At 70.5% G+C, this 15,234-nt stretch carries 17 protein-coding genes, 1 pseudogene and 1 riboswitch; of the genes and pseudogenes, 9 read left to right on the forward strand and 9 right to left on the reverse strand.

The annotated features are described in order from the left end of the window. Positions 1–6: 6 nt before the first annotated feature. Genes AN215_RS28530 through AN215_RS10420 form a run of 3 tightly spaced genes read right to left on the reverse strand, consistent with a single transcriptional unit; the run spans position 7 to position 1,121 of the window. Entirely contained in the window at positions 7–426 is a 420-nt protein-coding gene (locus tag AN215_RS28530) for a (deoxy)nucleoside triphosphate pyrophosphohydrolase (RefSeq protein ID WP_171904160.1), read from the reverse strand. 10 nt (positions 427–436) lie between these two features. After that, the gene (locus tag AN215_RS10415; RefSeq protein WP_079122874.1) at positions 437–898 is read right to left on the reverse strand and encodes an ATP-binding protein; all 462 of its coding nucleotides are present in this window, start codon (positions 896–898) and stop codon (positions 437–439) included. Next, positions 885–1,121, reverse strand: coding sequence for a hypothetical protein (locus AN215_RS10420; protein WP_070012898.1), 237 nt, complete (start codon positions 1,119–1,121; stop codon positions 885–887). The genes AN215_RS10415 and AN215_RS10420 overlap by 14 nt, the downstream gene beginning before the upstream one ends. Before the next feature lie 115 nt (positions 1,122–1,236). On the opposite strand from AN215_RS10420, the gene AN215_RS10425 reads away from it, so the two are divergent. The 6 genes and pseudogenes from AN215_RS10425 to AN215_RS10450 all read left to right on the forward strand — a co-directional run bounded on the left by AN215_RS10425 (position 1,237) and on the right by AN215_RS10450 (position 4,587). After that, positions 1,237–2,085 carry a helix-turn-helix domain-containing protein gene (locus AN215_RS10425; RefSeq protein ID WP_070012897.1) on the forward strand — a complete coding sequence of 283 codons (849 nt, stop codon included), beginning with the start codon at positions 1,237–1,239 and terminating at the stop codon, positions 2,083–2,085. After that, positions 2,069–2,281 carry a DUF397 domain-containing protein gene (locus tag AN215_RS10430; RefSeq protein WP_070012896.1) on the forward strand — a complete coding sequence of 71 codons (213 nt, stop codon included), beginning with the start codon at positions 2,069–2,071 and terminating at the stop codon, positions 2,279–2,281. The genes AN215_RS10425 and AN215_RS10430 overlap by 17 nt, the downstream gene beginning before the upstream one ends. 27 nt (positions 2,282–2,308) lie before the next feature. Continuing rightward, positions 2,309–2,518: a DUF397 domain-containing protein gene (locus tag AN215_RS10435; RefSeq protein WP_420856215.1), complete on the forward strand. Its 210-nt coding sequence runs from the start codon at positions 2,309–2,311 to the stop codon at positions 2,516–2,518. Positions 2,519–2,558: 40 nt separating this feature from the next. Beyond that, positions 2,559–2,981 (forward strand): PPOX class F420-dependent oxidoreductase, encoded by a 423-nt coding sequence (locus tag AN215_RS10440; protein ID WP_070012894.1) that lies wholly within the window; start codon positions 2,559–2,561, stop codon positions 2,979–2,981. 91 nt (positions 2,982–3,072) lie between these two features. Further along, positions 3,073–3,781, forward strand: a pseudogene (locus AN215_RS10445) (bleomycin resistance protein). Positions 3,782–3,813: 32 nt separating this feature from the next. Then, positions 3,814–4,587: a class I SAM-dependent methyltransferase gene (locus tag AN215_RS10450; protein ID WP_070012893.1), complete on the forward strand. Its 774-nt coding sequence runs from the start codon at positions 3,814–3,816 to the stop codon at positions 4,585–4,587. Positions 4,588–5,082: 495 nt separating this feature from the next. Here the strand turns inward: AN215_RS10450 and AN215_RS30305 are convergent, their stop codons facing one another. Further along, entirely contained in the window at positions 5,083–5,232 is a 150-nt protein-coding gene (locus AN215_RS30305; RefSeq protein WP_245694482.1) for a hypothetical protein, read from the reverse strand. Between the two features lie 107 nt (positions 5,233–5,339). On the opposite strand from AN215_RS30305, the gene AN215_RS10455 reads away from it, so the two are divergent. Continuing rightward, the gene (locus AN215_RS10455; protein WP_253186522.1) at positions 5,340–6,071 is read left to right on the forward strand and encodes a methyltransferase domain-containing protein; all 732 of its coding nucleotides are present in this window, start codon (positions 5,340–5,342) and stop codon (positions 6,069–6,071) included. Between the two features lie 47 nt (positions 6,072–6,118). Here AN215_RS10455 and AN215_RS10460 read toward each other — a convergent pair whose 3' ends face one another. From AN215_RS10460 to AN215_RS10475, 4 genes are all read right to left on the reverse strand, one after another. Further along, entirely contained in the window at positions 6,119–6,655 is a 537-nt protein-coding gene (locus tag AN215_RS10460; protein ID WP_070012892.1) for a GrpB family protein, read from the reverse strand. A 130-nt stretch (positions 6,656–6,785) separates the two neighbouring features. Beyond that, complete coding sequence (locus tag AN215_RS10465; RefSeq protein ID WP_070012891.1) at positions 6,786–7,763, reverse strand: aldo/keto reductase; 978 nt, start codon at positions 7,761–7,763, stop codon at positions 6,786–6,788. A 482-nt stretch (positions 7,764–8,245) separates the two neighbouring features. Then, a complete protein-coding gene (locus tag AN215_RS10470) occupies positions 8,246–9,214 on the reverse strand; it encodes a M23 family metallopeptidase (protein ID WP_070013828.1) in 969 nt (322 codons plus the stop codon). 398 nt (positions 9,215–9,612) lie between these two features. Further along, positions 9,613–9,777: riboswitch (cyclic di-AMP (ydaO/yuaA leader) on the reverse strand. A 251-nt stretch (positions 9,778–10,028) separates the two neighbouring features. Next, a complete protein-coding gene (locus AN215_RS10475) occupies positions 10,029–11,222 on the reverse strand; it encodes a PP2C family protein-serine/threonine phosphatase (RefSeq protein WP_245694385.1) in 1,194 nt (397 codons plus the stop codon). Positions 11,223–11,348: 126 nt separating this feature from the next. On the opposite strand from AN215_RS10475, the gene AN215_RS10480 reads away from it, so the two are divergent. Further along, positions 11,349–12,275 (forward strand): Rieske (2Fe-2S) protein, encoded by a 927-nt coding sequence (locus AN215_RS10480; RefSeq protein WP_070012890.1) that lies wholly within the window; start codon positions 11,349–11,351, stop codon positions 12,273–12,275. A 147-nt stretch (positions 12,276–12,422) separates the two neighbouring features. Then, positions 12,423–13,778 (forward strand): PP2C family protein-serine/threonine phosphatase, encoded by a 1,356-nt coding sequence (locus AN215_RS10485; protein ID WP_079122875.1) that lies wholly within the window; start codon positions 12,423–12,425, stop codon positions 13,776–13,778. A gap of 533 nt (positions 13,779–14,311) precedes the next feature. Here AN215_RS10485 and AN215_RS10490 read toward each other — a convergent pair. After that, a complete protein-coding gene (locus AN215_RS10490; RefSeq protein ID WP_070012889.1) occupies positions 14,312–15,223 on the reverse strand; it encodes a D-alanyl-D-alanine carboxypeptidase family protein in 912 nt (303 codons plus the stop codon). Between the last annotated feature and the right edge of the window lie 11 nt (positions 15,224–15,234).

Consider the following 15,234-nt stretch of genomic DNA (forward strand, 5'->3'; position numbering starts at 1 on the left):
CGGCAGTTACTGAGCTGCTGAGTGCGTGAGTGTCTCCATAACCGCACGTACAGCCGGTCGGTCTTGCTCCAGCCAGTCGACATCAAAGGCCTCATCAGGGGCGAGCCAACGCAACTCATCGTGATCTTGGAGCGGTTGAGGCTCGCCCTTGAGGAGACGTGCCTGCCAAACGTGCAGTACAAGGTTCTGGTTCAAAGGCCACGCACCCGGTACCCGTGCAAGGGCCTCGATTTCGATGCCCAGTTCCTCGCGTAGCTCGCGCACGAGTGCCTGATCCGGGGTCTCACCTGGCTCGACCTTGCCGCCAGGTAGCTCCCAACGTCCCGCCAGTGCAGGAGGAGCTGTGCGCCGTGCGGCGAGTAGCCGCCCTTGGTCGCAAATCGCGCCTCCGACCACCACGCGCGGGGAGTTCGCCTGATCCGTCATGGACGGAAGCCTACTTCCCGAAGGGAGGCTCAAGTCGTAGCTCACACCACACCGTCTTGCTGTGCCGCCCCCGGTCCACTCCCCACCTATGCGTCAGCGCATCCAGCAAGGCGAGCCCCCGGCCCGACTCCGCGTCGTCGTCGGCACGTTGGAGAGCGGGCATCGCGTCCGGGACCGGATCGGTGAGGGAGAGGCGGGGGTTGGGGCCTGCCATTGAGGCGTGGAGGGTGACCGGGGTGCCCGGGCCGATGTGGGTGATGGCGTTCGTGAGGAGTTCGCTGACGCAGAGCTGGGCGGTGCCGGCGAGTTCGGGGAGGTCCCAGAGCTCGAAGTAGGCGCCGATCCGGTGGCGTACGGGCGAGAGGGCTTCCGGCTCGGCCAGGAGCGGGATCGTCAGGGTGACGCAGCAACGGCGGGACAGGTGGAGGCGCGCCGGTTCCCCGAGGGACGGAGTGGGGTCAGTGCCGGTCATCGGTGGGCCCCGTCCGCCGGGCTTCCTGGAGTACGGCGACGAGCCTGCGTGCCGTGTCGAGGCGGCAGTTGCCCAGCGAGACGAGCGGGTACGGGGCTTCGCTCGCGTACGTGGTCAAGTCGACGCCCAGGGATGGGAGTTTGATGCCGTGGTCTGCGAGAACGGCTCGAAGCTCGTCCGCGCACTCCCGGACGGATTCCCGGATCTGCTCCGGTGTCTGCATGTCGCGCCTTCCGTGCTCTGTGTGACGTATTGCTCACAGCGTGGAGCCGGGACGCGTAACGTGACAGGGGTTCAGGTTCTGCGGTGAACCGTGCTGAATCCGGAGGTCATCGACCATGCCACCACGTAAGGACGTCGACGCGGCGGCGAGTGTGCCCGCGTTCTACGGGGCCGAGTTGCGCTGGAAGCGGGAGAACGCCGGGCTGACGCTCCAGGAGTTGGCGGAGGGCTGCTTCTACAGCGTGGCGTTCCTGAGCCAGATCGAGATGGGTGAGCGTCGTATGCCCCTCGATTTCGCGCGTCACGCCGATCAACTCCTCGACACCGACGGCTTCTTCGAGCGCCGCTGCGAGGACGCGAGGAAGGCCCGGAGGGCCGGTCACGCCGAATACTTCGCGGATGTGGTGGAGCAAGAGAAGAAGGCGCAGTTCATCGGAGAGTGGGCTCCGACACTGCTCCCTGGGCTGTTGCAGACGGAGGCCTATGCTCGGGCCGTCGTTCGCGCCACCCACCCACTGGAACTCGCTGAGGACGTCGACGCCAAGGTCAGCGCCCGACTCAGTCGAGCAAGTGTTTTCGAGGACCCAAGGACTCCGGAGCTGTGGGTAGTTCTGCACGAATCGCTGCTGCGACAGCCAATCATGGGTTCGCAGGACATGGCCGTGCAGCTCAACCACGTTGCCGAGCTGGCGCGACGCAACCGGATCATTACGCAAGTTCTGCCGTTGAACGCCGGGGCACACCCTTTCATGATCGGCACAGCCACGCTTATGTCGTTTGCCGAAGCGCCGCCACTGACGTACACAGAGTCTCTGCACAGCGGTGAACTCATCGATGATCCAGCACTCGTGAGGCAGTACATGGCGTCGTACGATCTGCTCAGGGCCGCCGCAATGGCGCCTCGGGCGTCCCTGGCCATGATCGAGTCAGCGGCAGAGGACTACAGAAATGACGACGAACACTGATCTGAGCTGCGCCCGTTGGCGCAAGAGCACCTACAGCAACGGCAGTGGCGGAAACTGCGTGGAAGTCGCCGACAACATCCCCAGCGAAGTACCGGTGCGTGACAGCAAATGGGCGGACGGTCCCGTGCTTCTGTTCTCAGCCTGCGACTGGGGCGAGTTCGTCTCCGCCGTCAAGGTCGGACGCTTCTCCGTCTGAACTCCTCAGAGGGGAACAATCCAGATGATGACCTGCAACGACCTGAGCGGTGCCGAGTGGCACAAGAGCAGCTACAGCAACGGCGATGGCGGCAATTGCGTCGAGGTCGCCTGCGGTCTGCCCGGCCTCATGCCCGTGCGGGACAGCAAGCGTGCCGGCGGCGACGGAGCCGTGATCGTCTTCCCCGCCGGCGGCTGGTACGCGTTCGTGGACGCCGTGAAGCGCGGACAGATCTGACCTGAGAAGACGGAAGACGGAAGGGACAGGCCGAGGACTCGTGGACGAGGAACTGCTCGCGCTGCTCGCCGGGCACAAGCTGGGCGTGCTGGTGACGCTGAAGCGGGACGGGCGGCCCCAGCTGTCGAACGTCAACTACACCTACGACTCGGCCCGTCGGCTCATCCGGATCTCCGTCACCGCCGACCGCGCCAAGACGCGCAATCTGCTGCGCGATCCGCGCGCCAGCTTCCACGTACGGAGCGAGGACGGCTGGGCCTGGACCGTGGCCGAGGGCGACGCGGAGCTGACGCCGGTCGCCGCCGACCCGCAGGATGAGACGGTCGAGGAGCTGATCGACGTCTTCCGCGCGATCCAGGGTGAGCATCCCGACTGGGACGAGTACCGGGCGGCGATGGTGGCCGACCGGCGCCTGGTCGTGCGGCTCGGGGTGCAGCACGCGTACGGGCAGCCGCAGCGCTGAGCGTCCGAGCACCAGGACCGTCACGACCACCAGGAACACAGACGCGCACGAGGCCTGTGCTTCTATTCAAACTTGATTAGAGTGCTGGTGCATGAGCGAGAAGACCATTCCCATCCTGCCGTGCCAGTTCATCCAGCCCGTCCTGGACTTCTACACGGCCCTCGGGTTCGAGGTGACCTTCCAGCAGAAGAGCCCGAACCCGTTCGCGGTCGTGGAACGAGGCGGCATCGAGCTCCAGTTCTTCGGCATGAAGAAGTACGAGCCCACAGAGTCCTTCAGCACCTGCTACGTACTCACCGACGACGTGGACACGCTGTACGAGGAGTTCCGCGCCGGGCTCAAGGCCGCGTACGGGAGGATCCCGACCCGGGGGCTGCCGCGCATAGGACCGCTGAAGGACATGTCTTACGGCGTGCGGCAGTTCCTCATGTCGGACCCGGGCGGCAACTGCATCCGCATCGGGAAGAAGACGAGCCAGGACCAGCACCACCGGCCCGCGCCCAAGGAGACCTTCGCCCGCGCTCTGCACAACGCGGCGCTCTTCGCGGACTCGCACGAGGACCCGCTGGGCGCGGCGAAGATCATCGACAGGGTCCTGCGGCTGGAGGACGAGCCCACGCGTGTGCAGCTGTTGCGTCTGCTAGTGCTGCGCGCGGACGTCGCGGGACGGCTCGGGGACGACGAACGGGCGGTCGCCCCTGCTGGAAGAGGCCGCCGCGGTCCAACTCCCGGACGGGGAACGGGAGTCCGTCCGGGACGACCTGGCGCGGCTCGCGGAGCTGCGCGGCTCGTTTTTCTGACCGGCGGGTGAGGTGACTACTAGGCTGCGGCGATGGACCACTTGACGGACGTGCCCGAGGGTCTCGCCGAGCCCGCGAGCCCCGCGCAGGTGAACGACTACGACGGTTTCGCCGAGGCGTACGCGGCGGAGAACGAGAACAATCTCGTGAACGCGTACTACGAGCGGCCCGCGATGCTGGAACTCGCCGGAGACGTGGCCGGCCGTCGCATCCTGGACGCGGGCTGCGGCTCGGGTCCGCTGTCCGCCGCACTGCGGGACCGTGGCGCGGACGTCACCGGCATCGACGCCAGCGCCAGGATGGTGGCGCTGGCAAGGCGGCGGCTCGGTGACGACGCGGCCCTCCACGTGGGGGACCTGAGCGACCCGCTGCCCTTCGCCGACGGTGCGTTCGACGACGTGGTCGCGTCGCTGGTGCTGCACTACCTGGAGGACTGGGGGCCGACGCTGGCCGAGTTGCGGCGGGTGCTCAGGCCGGGCGGCCGGCTGATCGCGTCGGTGGAACACCCTTTCGTGGCCTACACGTTCCAGGAGCCCCGGCCCGACTACTTCGCGACCACCAGCTATACGTTCCACTGGACGTACGACGGGCAGTCCTTCCCGTTGAGGTTCTGGCGCAAGCCGCTGCACGCGATGACCGATGCCTTCACCACCGCAGGTTTCCGTCTTTCCGTCATCAGCGAGCCGCAGCCCGACCCGGCCGCCCGCGAGCTGTTCCCCGACGGGTTCCACGACCTCTCGACCAAGACCTGCTTCCTGTTCTTCGTCGTCGAGGTACCGTCGGCGGCTGCGGGCCCGGGCGACTAGCCGGTCGCGGCGGCTGGTGCCGACCGCCTGCTTTCCCGGCCCCGGCCGGGACGAGGCCCTGCTCCCTCACTGGTCAAGGGTTGCGTGGGCACGGTATGCGCCGACCTGTGAGCCCCGCGTACCCCCTGACGGGTATGCGCGTCTCTCCCCGACTGGCCCTCTGCTCTGCAACATTGTCGAGGTGGGCACCATCCGACCGACCATCGGAGGGAAGCACCTTGGCCAAGCACGAGAAACCACCGCCGGAGCCGTCGGAGGGCAAGCCGCCGCCGGGGAACTCGGACGGACAGGTACCCAGGCCTGAATCGGGTTCGGGCAGGCGCAGGAAAGACAAGTAGGCCCGAGCGTGGCGGAGTTCGCCGAGCGGCGGCACGAGTTGGCGGAGTTCATGGATCGGCGGGGTGACTGGCCCGCCGATTCCGTCTGGCTGCGCAAGGCCGTTGAAGCTCTGCCCAGGCACGAGTTCGCACCCGATCGGCTGTGGCAGTGGCACGGTCAGGCGTACGGGCCCGTGGAGCGCGGCATGGACGCGGAGCGGTGGGCGTCTCTGGTGTACGGAAGCCCGGACGAGGCCGCCGTGACGGCAGTGTCCTCGGGCGGGGCGGCCTCATCCAGTCTGTCGTGCCAGGCCGTCGTGGTGGACATGCTCGACGCCCTCGACCCCGAACCGGGCCATCACGTACTTGAGTTGGGCACCGGCACGGGCTGGAACGCCGCGCTGCTCGCCTGGCGCGCGGGCGCCGGGGGGGCAGGTGACCAGCGTCGAGGTCGACCCGGAGCTGGCGGAGCTGGCCGCAGCCAGGCTGTCGGCGTCGGGCACCGGCGCCGAGGTGCACGTCCGTACCGGCGACGGCGGGGCGGGGTGGCGGGAGGCGGCTCCGTACGACCGGGTGATCTCGACCTACGCGGTCGACCGTGTGCCCTGGGCGTGGGTGGAGCAGGCGCGTCCCGGCGGCAGGATCGTCACACCGTGGGGCCGGTTGGGCCATGTCGCTCTCACCGTCTCGGAGGACGGCGGGTCCGCGAGTGGCCGGATGCAGGGTCTCGCTCAGTTCATGCCCGCCCAAGGCACCGGCGCCGCCCCGGACTTCACATACGTACGGGGCACTTCTCCGGCCGGTCACGAGGGTGTCTTCGACCGTGACCCGAGCCCGCTCCACAGCAACTGGCATCTGCGGTTCGCGCTGCGCGTCGCCCTTCCCGAGGTCCGGCTCCGTACGGCCGTGGACGAGGACGGCGTCAACGCCTGGCTGCACGACGGTGTCTCGTCCTGGGCCGCCCTCTCCGCGACCGCGGGCGGCGGGACGGCCGTCCACCAGGGCGGACCGCTGCGGCTCGTGGATCTGCTGGAGACGGCCTGGGACCGGTGGCTCGCGGCGGAAAGCCCGGAGCTCTACGACTTCGGCATGACGGTCGAGCCCACGCGGCAGTACGTCTGGGCGTGGGACGCGGTCACCGGCCCGCGTTGGAACACCGGCCCTTGAGCGCCGGCCGTCGGGGCCGCCCGCGTGTGCGGGCCGGGCCGCCGGGCTCACTCCTCCCAGACCGGCACCAGGGGCAGGCCGCGGGCGGCACGCTCGCGGTCGACGACGCGTTGGATCAGCTCCGTCTTGCGCTTGGTGTAGGCGAGTCCGTCGTCCTCCTCACGGACGACATGCCGCTTCAGGGCGCTGTACTCGGCCGCCGTCTCCGGGTGCGCCCGCAGGTGGTCGCGGAACAGCCGCTCATTGCGCGTGTCCCAGGTTTCGGCGGTGACGATGTGCAGGTTGTGGCCGAGCCGCACGGCGTCCGCGTCCCGCCGGTAGAACAGCCGTCCGGGCATCCCGGTGGACTGCTGCCGGTAGCCGAGCCGCTCCAGTACGGCTTCGCGTTCGGCCGTGACTTCGTCCAGCCCGGCGACCGACACCATGATGTCGATCACCGGCTTCGCGGTGACGCCCGGCACGGAGGTGCTGCCCACGTGCTCGGCTTCCAGGAACAGCCCGGGCATCGCGTCGGTCAGCTCCGCGCAGGCACGGGCGCCCTGTTCGGGCCAGGAAGGGTCGTACTCCGCGAGTTCGATGGCCATCCGTGCATTCTAGGGACGGGCGGCACCGGTCGCGGACGAGTTCCGCCCCGCCATTGACCGGTGCCGTCGCCGCGTCGGATTTCTCGGGGCAGGCTCGCCGCCCACGGCGGCTGCTCGCGCCGGGCTCCCCTCAAGCCGATGCCTCCGTCAGGAGCTTCGCCTCCTCCGCCGTCAACTGGACGTCGGCGAGGGCCACCAGCGGTGTGAGCTGCTCCAGCGAGCGGGCGCTCGCGATCGGCGAGGTGACCGTGGGGCGGGTCAGCAGCCAGGCGAGGGCGATGGTCGCCGGGGCGGCGCCGCGGGTCTCGGAGATCTGGTCGAGGGCCGCGAGTACGCGGCGGCCGCGTTCCGTCTCCAGGTACTTCGACGCCCGCTCGGCGCGCACGCTCTCCGCCGTACGGTCCTGCCGGTACTTGCCGGTGAGGAAGCCCATGGCCAGCGCGAAGTACGGCATGACCGCGATCCCGTGCCGGCCGGCGATCTCCGCCAGGGGACCTTCGTAGGTGTCGCGCGAGACGAGGTTGTAGTGCGGCTGGAGCGCGGCGTACGACGCGGCACCGTCGTCGGCGCTGAAGGCGAGGGAGGCTTCGAGCCGTTCCGGTGAGATGTTGGAGGCGCCGGTCTCGCGGACCTTCCCAGCCCGTACGAGCTCGTCGAGCGCGGTGATGATCTCGGAGACCTCCACGGACTCGTCGTCGAAGTGCGTGTAGTAGAGGTCGATGTGGTCGGTGCGCAGGCGGCGCAGCGAATCGTCCGCGGCGGCGTGGATGTTGGCGGCGGTCAGGCCCTTGCGGTCGGGGTGTGCGCCGACCTTCGTGGCGATGACGAGGTCGTCCCGGTTGCCGCGCGCCGCCATCCAGTTGCCGATGACGGCCTCGGAGTCCATGCCGCCCTCGACGCCGTGGCGGGCGCCCGAGTAGGAGTCGGCGGTGTCGATGAAGTTGCCGCCGGCGGCGGTGTAGGCGTCGAGGACGTCGAAGGAGACGGATTCGCCGGCCGTCCAGCCGAAGACGTTGCCGCCGAGGCAGAGCGGCGAGACGGAGAGCCGGCCGAGGGGGCGGCGCGAGGCGAGCCCGCCGGTCGCGTCAGGGGAATCGGGATCGGACATGGCACCGACCGTAGCGCCCCGCGCCGTTCACCGGCACCGGATAAAAGACCGACGGCCCTGGTGTCGGGGGGTGGTCCACCAGGGCCGCCGGAGCATGGGAGGCAGGGCCGTACTCGTGAAGGAGGGGCCCCCGTCCGCCGCCGCCTCGTCCCCTCCTTGATACGCCGAGGGGCATGGGCGAGTTGTGCGTGGTCCAGCGCACCTCGACGGTGCGAGGCGGCGGCGGCGCGACAGGTCATCGCGTCGGCAGTCGTGCGTCTGTGCAGATGTGGGAAACGGCGGTGCGCCCGGGGAGAGGCGGATGTGCCGCTGTGAGTGCGAGCGCGGGGCCTGTGCGGAACTGGCCTGCCGGCACATGTACTTGTTACGGGTGCTGCGACGGAGGCTTCAACTCCCGGCCGTCACAGCGGTGTTGCCCCGAAGGGGTGGCGTGGTGCGCGAGGGCGGCCGGCCGCGCGGCCGCCCTTCCTGCGGCGGCCGCGTCAGGGAGTGAGGCCCTTGCCGCGCAGCCATGCCAGCGGGTCGATGGCGGGGCCGCCGCCGCCCGGGTGGACCTCCATGTGCAGGTGGGCACCTGTGACGTTGCCGGTGGAGCCGACGCGGCCGATGGTCTCGCCCGTGCGGACCTTCTGGCCCGCCGAGACGTTCATGGACGACTGGTGAGCGAACCACAGTTCGGTGCCGTCGTTCAGCTGCAGGATCGTGCGGTATCCGTACGATCCCGCCCAGCCGGCCTCCTTGATCGTGCCGGAGCCGACCGCCTTGATGGGCGTGCCGGAGGAGGCAGCGAAGTCCGTGCCCGTGTGGCCGTTGGACCACAGGCCGCCGGACTCCCCGAAGCCGGAAGTGAGTTGGTAGCCCGAGACGGGAAGCTTGAAGCTCTTGGCGAGCTTGGCCAGGCGCGCTTCCTCGGCCTTCTGGCGCTCCGCGGCCTCGGCCTTGTTCTGCGCCTTGGCGGCCTTCGCCTTCGCCGCGCCCGCTGCCTTGTCGATGGCGGCGTTGCGTGCGGAGGCCTCGGCCTGCGACTGCTGCTGCTGGGCCTGTTCGAGGATGCGGGAGCGGAGAGCCTCGCCCGCGTCCGTACGGCCGGCCTGGGTGTCGCTCTCGGTCAGGGCCGCCTGCGTGAGGGGCTGACCGGCGACGGTCTCCTCGGAGCCGCCGGAGAGCAGCTTGACGCCGGGCAGGTCCTTGGCCTTGTCGGCCGCCGCCGCGACGTCCGGCATGGAGATGGACGCCGAGGGCTTCTCCTGCGCGGTGGCCATGCCGCCCGCGCCGACGGCCGCGATCATGCCGACGCCGAGGACGGCGCCGCTGCGGGCCATGCTGCCGCCGCGCTGCTTGGCGAGCTTGTGGCGCCCGCGTACGGGGCGTACGGACTCCTCGGTCGGGTTCCACTCCTCGAAGGGAGGGTCGCCGGGGAGAGGGACGAAGGAGCCGGGAACGGGCGGCACTTCGCCGTCGCTGAACTCGTAGGTGCCGAACTCCGGCGTCTCGTAGGCGGATGCGCCGTAGGCGGAAGTCCCGTAGCCGGGTGAGTCGAAGCCGGGTGAGTCGAAGCCGGGGGCCGCGAACTCCTGCGTCGAGTAAGCGCCGTCGGTGCCGAAGCCGTACGCGGTGTCCGTGCCGTACGGCTCGGTCAGCTGCGAGCCGTAGCCGTCGAAACCGCCGTACCGGCCATCCTGTTCGTACGAAACGTACGACTGGTACGAGCCGAAGTGGCCGGACTGCTGTTGCGCGCCGTCGTCGCCGTAGGAGCCGTAGTCGCCGTATCTGCCGGACTCTTCGTCGTCGAGGTACGGGTCATACGTGCCCTCGGGGGCATGCCTGTTGGACGCCACGGGGGCGTTCTCCTTTCCTTCCTTCTCGCCTACCGGGTTAGCTGACGGGTTCGGAGCAGGAAGGTCTCCTACGAACTGCCCGCCCGTGGGCGGGACTTGTCCGATTCACCCCATCCCCACCGGACTGGCCGGCAGGGGGTGGTTCCCCGGTTCCCTTGGTGCAGCGATATCGAGTTGTGGCTCGGGGTGGTGCACTTTCAGGATTCGGCGACGGCGCACGGAGCCGTCTCTCGTGACGGCAGTGACGACCGCGCTGCGTTATGGAACGTTAATAGAGCGGCGGTCGGGATTCCAAGCGGTTCCGGCGAGATTTGTAGCTGCGTGAGCTCCATCTTCCGGGACAGTAAGGTCCAATTGGGACACCCGGTCACTCTGCATGGTGCCTGGGATCGCTGTGGGTGACGGGTGAACGCGCCGTGAAAGGCCGTCAGTCCGGGCCGGTGCCCCGTTGCACGGCCACCAGCGCCAAGTCGTCCTTGATGTCCCCCCGGGCATGCCTGGCGACATCCTCCAGTACCTCGTCGAGCAGGGCCTCGGGGCCGCTGAAGGCCATTCCGGAGAGCCGTACGCCCGGCTCGTAGAACGAACCCGCCCTGTCGCGCGCCTCGGACAGCCCGTCCGTGTAGAAGAGGATCTGCATGCCGGGCGGGAAGGGGATCTCCTCGGCGCGGTCCGGCCATTCGCCGAGTTCGGACACGCCCAGCGGCAGCGCCGGCTCCGCGGGATCGATCAGCCCCGCGCGGCCGTCGGGGAGGAAGAGCAGCGGCGCCGGATGCGCGCGGTTGACCAGACGCAGAACGCCGGCGTCCTCCACCGGGACCTCCGCGATCACGGCCGTGGTGAAGTCCTCATAGGCATCGGTGCCCTTGCGTCCCAGCTTCTCCCGGAGCACGGCCCGGTCGAGGCGCCTGGCGACCCCTTCGAGGGTGGCCTCCTGCTCGACGGCCTCCCGGAAGGTCCCCACGACCACGGCCATGGTCCGTACGGCTTGAAGCCCCTTGCCGCGCACGTCCCCGACGATCAGCCGGACGCCCTGCGGCACCTCGTGCACGGCGTACAGGTCCCCGCCGATGTGGGCGCCGCTCTGCGCCGCCTCGTAGCGTGCCGCGATCTGCAGGTCGCCGATACGGGACGGCGGTACGGGAAGCACCGCGAGCTGAGCGACCTGGGCGATGGTCCTCGCGGAGGTGAGAGCGGCGTTCATCCGGTGCAGGAGCCGGTTGATGGCCACGGCGAGGAGACCGACCATGACGACGGTGACGATCCTGGTGAGGTCGTCCTCGCTCCACGTCACCTCGTCCATCAGTAGCACGACGGCGAGCACCCCAGCCGAGGCCAGGCCGGTCAGCGCGGTCACGAGTGTCGAGGTGAAGGGTGCCGCCACGAGCGGCGCGACTGTGAACAGAGGCGAACCGGGCAGGCCCCGCTCGGTGACCAGGTCGAGGGCCGCGCCCGCGGTGATCAGCATGAGGGGCAGCAACAGCGCGACGCGGCGCACCGTGGGTATGCGGAGCCGGCCCTCTTCATCAGGTCCCCACGGCGCCCCGTACCAGTCGGCGGGCCGCCGTGACCTCTTCTCGTATCGCCGCCTCGTCGTGCTGTGACTCCGTCGCTCCTTCACCACTCCACGGTGGGGGGTGCCGTCGCAGTCGGCCACTTGAGCGGTACGGTCCGAAGCTCCGGCCGGTCAGCGGGCCGAGCCCGCCGTGGCGCCGTTTGCCCCGCCGCGTGACGGGAACCGGGCGGTATGTCCTATTCACAGAAGCTCCTTGCCTGCGCCGGCGCCCTGCGCGCCGTGCTGCCCGACCCTCAGCGCCAGGGGCGGCTGCTGACGGCCATCGAGAGGACCGAGCAGGACACGCGCCTCGATCCCCCGCTGCAGGGAATCCAGCGGGCCGTCCACGCACTGCCCCTCAGCGACGAGGACCGCGACGTACTGCACGGGCACTGGCTCGGCCACCCCGTGCATCCCGCCCTGGTCCAGATCCCGATCGGCACCTGGCTGTCCGCGGCCGTGCTGGATCTGATCCCGGGCAAGCGGCGGCACTACGCGCCCGCGCTGCTGATCGCCACGGGCCTCGGAGCCGCCGTGCCCGCCGCCGTGACCGGGTGGATCGACTGGGCGGAGCTGCGCAAACCGCAGATGCGCGTCGGTCTCGTGCACGCGCTCGCGAACTCCACCGCCGTCGTCCTCTACACGGCCTCGCTGGGCGCGCGGCTGCGGGGCCGTTCCGTGCGCGGGCGCGCCCTCGGATTCGCGGGGCTCGCGGCGGTCGGCGTCGGCGGAGCGCTCGGCGGCCACCTCGCGTACCGGCAGGCCGCGGCCGTCAACCACGCCGAGGACATCCCCGTACGTACGGAGCCGGGCTGGCACGCGCTGGGCGCACCCTCGGACTTCCCCGTCGGCAAGGCCGTGCGGCGGACGGTGGGTGAGACGCCGGTCCTGGTCGTACGGGAGGGCGGCGGCGCCGTGCACGTGCTGGCGGACCGGTGCAGCCACATGGCGGGGCCGCTTTCGCAGGGGGAGATCAGCGACGGATGTGTCCGCTGCCCCTGGCACGGCAGCGTCTTCCGGCTCTCGGACGGCTGGAACGTGGGCGGACCGGCGACTTCCCCGCAGCCGGTCTTCGAGACGCGGCAGGCGGAGGGGCAGGTGGAGGCGCGCCTCGCCTGACCCGGCCGGGCGTGCCTGCCCGCCGGAGCCGGGACGGCGGGCAGGAGCCGGGACGCCGGGCCGGATCGGCGTCCGTGGCGGAGACTGAGGAGAAGCCGGCGCAGGAGCGGCATCCGGCGCGCGCCCCGTGGAAGGGAACGGACGCACGTGAGCACGCGGTACACGGGAGGCACGAGCGGCAGAGGCGACAGGGGCAGCCGGGGGAGCACGGGCCGCACGGGCAAGGGCGTTCCGGCCGGCGTCCACACCGCCCGGCGGGCCTGGAACGCGAACCAGGTGCTCAGCACAGGCGTGACCCGGGCACAACGAACCGCATGGCTGCCGAGCTGGGTGAAGGCCCTGCCGCCGGGGCTCATCGTGCTGGCGCTCGTACTGGAGTTGTCGACTCCCACCCGCTACTCGTTCGCCTCCTTCCTGACCGCCGCCGTCGTGCTCGCCGCGCTGCTGACGCGGCCGCTCGCGACCCTCGTGATCGGCGTGCTCTCGATCGCCCTGGTCCTCGGCCTGCACGTGGCCCTGGAAGAGGTCTATCCCGACAACGTCACCGGCCCGATCGTCACCCTTGTGCTGGTCACGGGCTTCTCGACGCTGCTGGCCATGATCCTCGAACGTACGACGCTCCAGCTCGTCCAGGTCAACGCGGTCGCGGAGGCGACCCAGCGGGCGCTGCTCCGGCCGCTGCCGGACCGGGTGGGCCCGGTGCGTCTGGCGGGCCTCTACCGCGCCGCCGACGAGGCGGCCATGATCGGCGGGGACCTCTACAGCGTCCGCTCCACTCCTTACGGGGTGCGCGCGGTGATCGGCGACGTACGGGGCAAGGGCATCGGCGCGACCGAGGGCGTCGCGACGATCACCTCGGCCTTCCGTGAGGCGGCGGCGCAGTGCGCGACGCTCTCGGAGGTGGCCGCCCGCGTGGAGGCGGCGATGGCCATGGACCGGGAGGACATGGAGGCGGGGGTCTCGCAGGCCGCGCCCGCGCTGGGGATGCCGAAGAGCTGGTCGCAGGAGCTGTTCGCGACGGCGGTGCTGCTGGAGTTCCCGCTGGGTGGAGGGCTGGTACGGGTGCTGAACCGGGGGCATCCGCCGATGTACCGGATCTTCGGGCCGCAGGGGGTGTGCGCACTGGAGCCGGAGCCCGCGCTGCCGCTCGGCTTCGGAGACCTCACGCCGGTGACCGCGTCAGGGGATTCGACGGGGGAGAAGAGCTACGAGCTGGCGGAGGGCGAGGCACTGGTCGCGTACTCCGACGGGGTGAGCGAGGCGCGGAACCGGGACGGCGCCTTCTACCCGCTGGGGCAGCGGCTGGCGGCCCGATACGGCGACGGCGCGGGAAGCGGCCGGCGCACGGGCCGGGAGGGCGAACGCGCCGGGGGAGCCGAACCGGGGGACGTCGTCTCCTTCATCAACACGGACGTCACGCGGTGGGCCGGGACGATCAACGACGACCTGGTGATCGTCGTCCTGCAGCACGACACGGCCGCGCATGCGCCTGCCGCACGCTGAACCGCCCGGCCCCGGCGGGGAGTCGGGGCGTCCGGGCGTCACGGCCGCGGGGCCGGGACGGTTCCACCGCCGTGCGGGCGCGCGGCGCGATGCGGGCGCGCGGTGGCGCGCGGCGCGGGCGCGCGGCGCGATGCGGGCGCGCAGGGGCCGCCCGGCCCCGGGTGCCTGGGGGTCCGGCTCCGGCCCGCCTTCGGGCATGGGCACGGCGGCCGGGCCGCGCCCACCCCGGCCGGAGGCTCCCGCCTGCGCTCCTCGCACCGCGCCTCACAGGACAACCACCCGCCCACGCGGCCTCCCAGCACCCGGCCCCCGGAAGCGCACCCCCACAACCGGAGGCACGTATGACCCCGACCCGCCACCCGTGCGGACCCCACGCGAACGCCCGGCACGCGAACGCCCGGCACGCGAACGCCCGGGTGCGGCCGTCGCCGGACAGCCACACCCGGGCGGTACACGCGCTGCGCGCCGTGCGCACGGCGCGCGTGGTGCGGGGCGGAGCAGTGCGCGCGCCGCGCGCACTGCCCGCTTCCGCGTCAGTCGCGCTCCGCGCCCTCCGGCAGCGAGCGGAGGTCGAGCTTCGGCGTCTTCTGCTGCAGCGACCAGTCCAGCATCTTCTTGGCGTCCGGGTAACGCTTGCTGCTGTTGAGGATCACGCCCACGATCGAGCGGCCGTTGCGCTCCGCCGCGAAGACGAGGCACGGCCCGGCCTTCGTGCCGGTGCCGGTCTTGATGCCGATGACGCCCTGGTACGAGCCGAGCAGCTGGTTGGTGTTGTACCAGGTGTACGTACGGCCGTTGGTCGCCTTCTGCTTCGTCGACGTCGACTTCGCGACCTTGCGGATGTTCGTGCTGCCCAGGGCGTACTTGCCGAGCTTGGCCATGTCACGCGCCGTGGAGTAGTTGCGCCCCTTCTTCGAGATGCCGTCGAAGGAGTCGAACTCGGTGTTCTTCATGCCGAGCTGGTCGGCCTTGGCGTTCATCTTCGCGATGAAGGAGTTGGCGCGGGCGGTCGTGGAGCTGCCCTTCCCGAGGGCGTCGGCCAGCGCGTACGCGGCGTCGCAGCCGGAGGGGAGCAGCAGCCCGTACAGGAGCTGCCGCAGGGTCAGCTTGTCGCCCGTCCTCAAGTCGGCGGTGCTGCCACCCCACTTGGCGACATAGTCGCGGTACGCCTTCTTGACGGTGACCCTGCGGTCGAGGTCGGCGCCGGAGCTCACCACGACCGCCGCCGTCATCACCTTCGTGGTGCTGGCCATCTGCCGCTTGGTGTCGGAGCTCTTGCCCCACATCTCCTCACCGGACGAGGCGTCCAGCAGGAAGGCGCCCTTGGCGCTGACGCCGGACGGGCCGGCCGCCTGCGCCGGGTAGACAAAGGGTCCCGCGGCCAGAACGGCTCCTGCCGCCACCCCCGCAACACCGATCCGGCGGGCCCTGGTGGATACACGCATCAACTCGCAGC

This window comes from Streptomyces abyssalis (assembly GCF_001751365.1).
GTDB classification, from domain to species: Bacteria; Actinomycetota; Actinomycetes; order Streptomycetales; family Streptomycetaceae; genus Streptomyces; species Streptomyces abyssalis.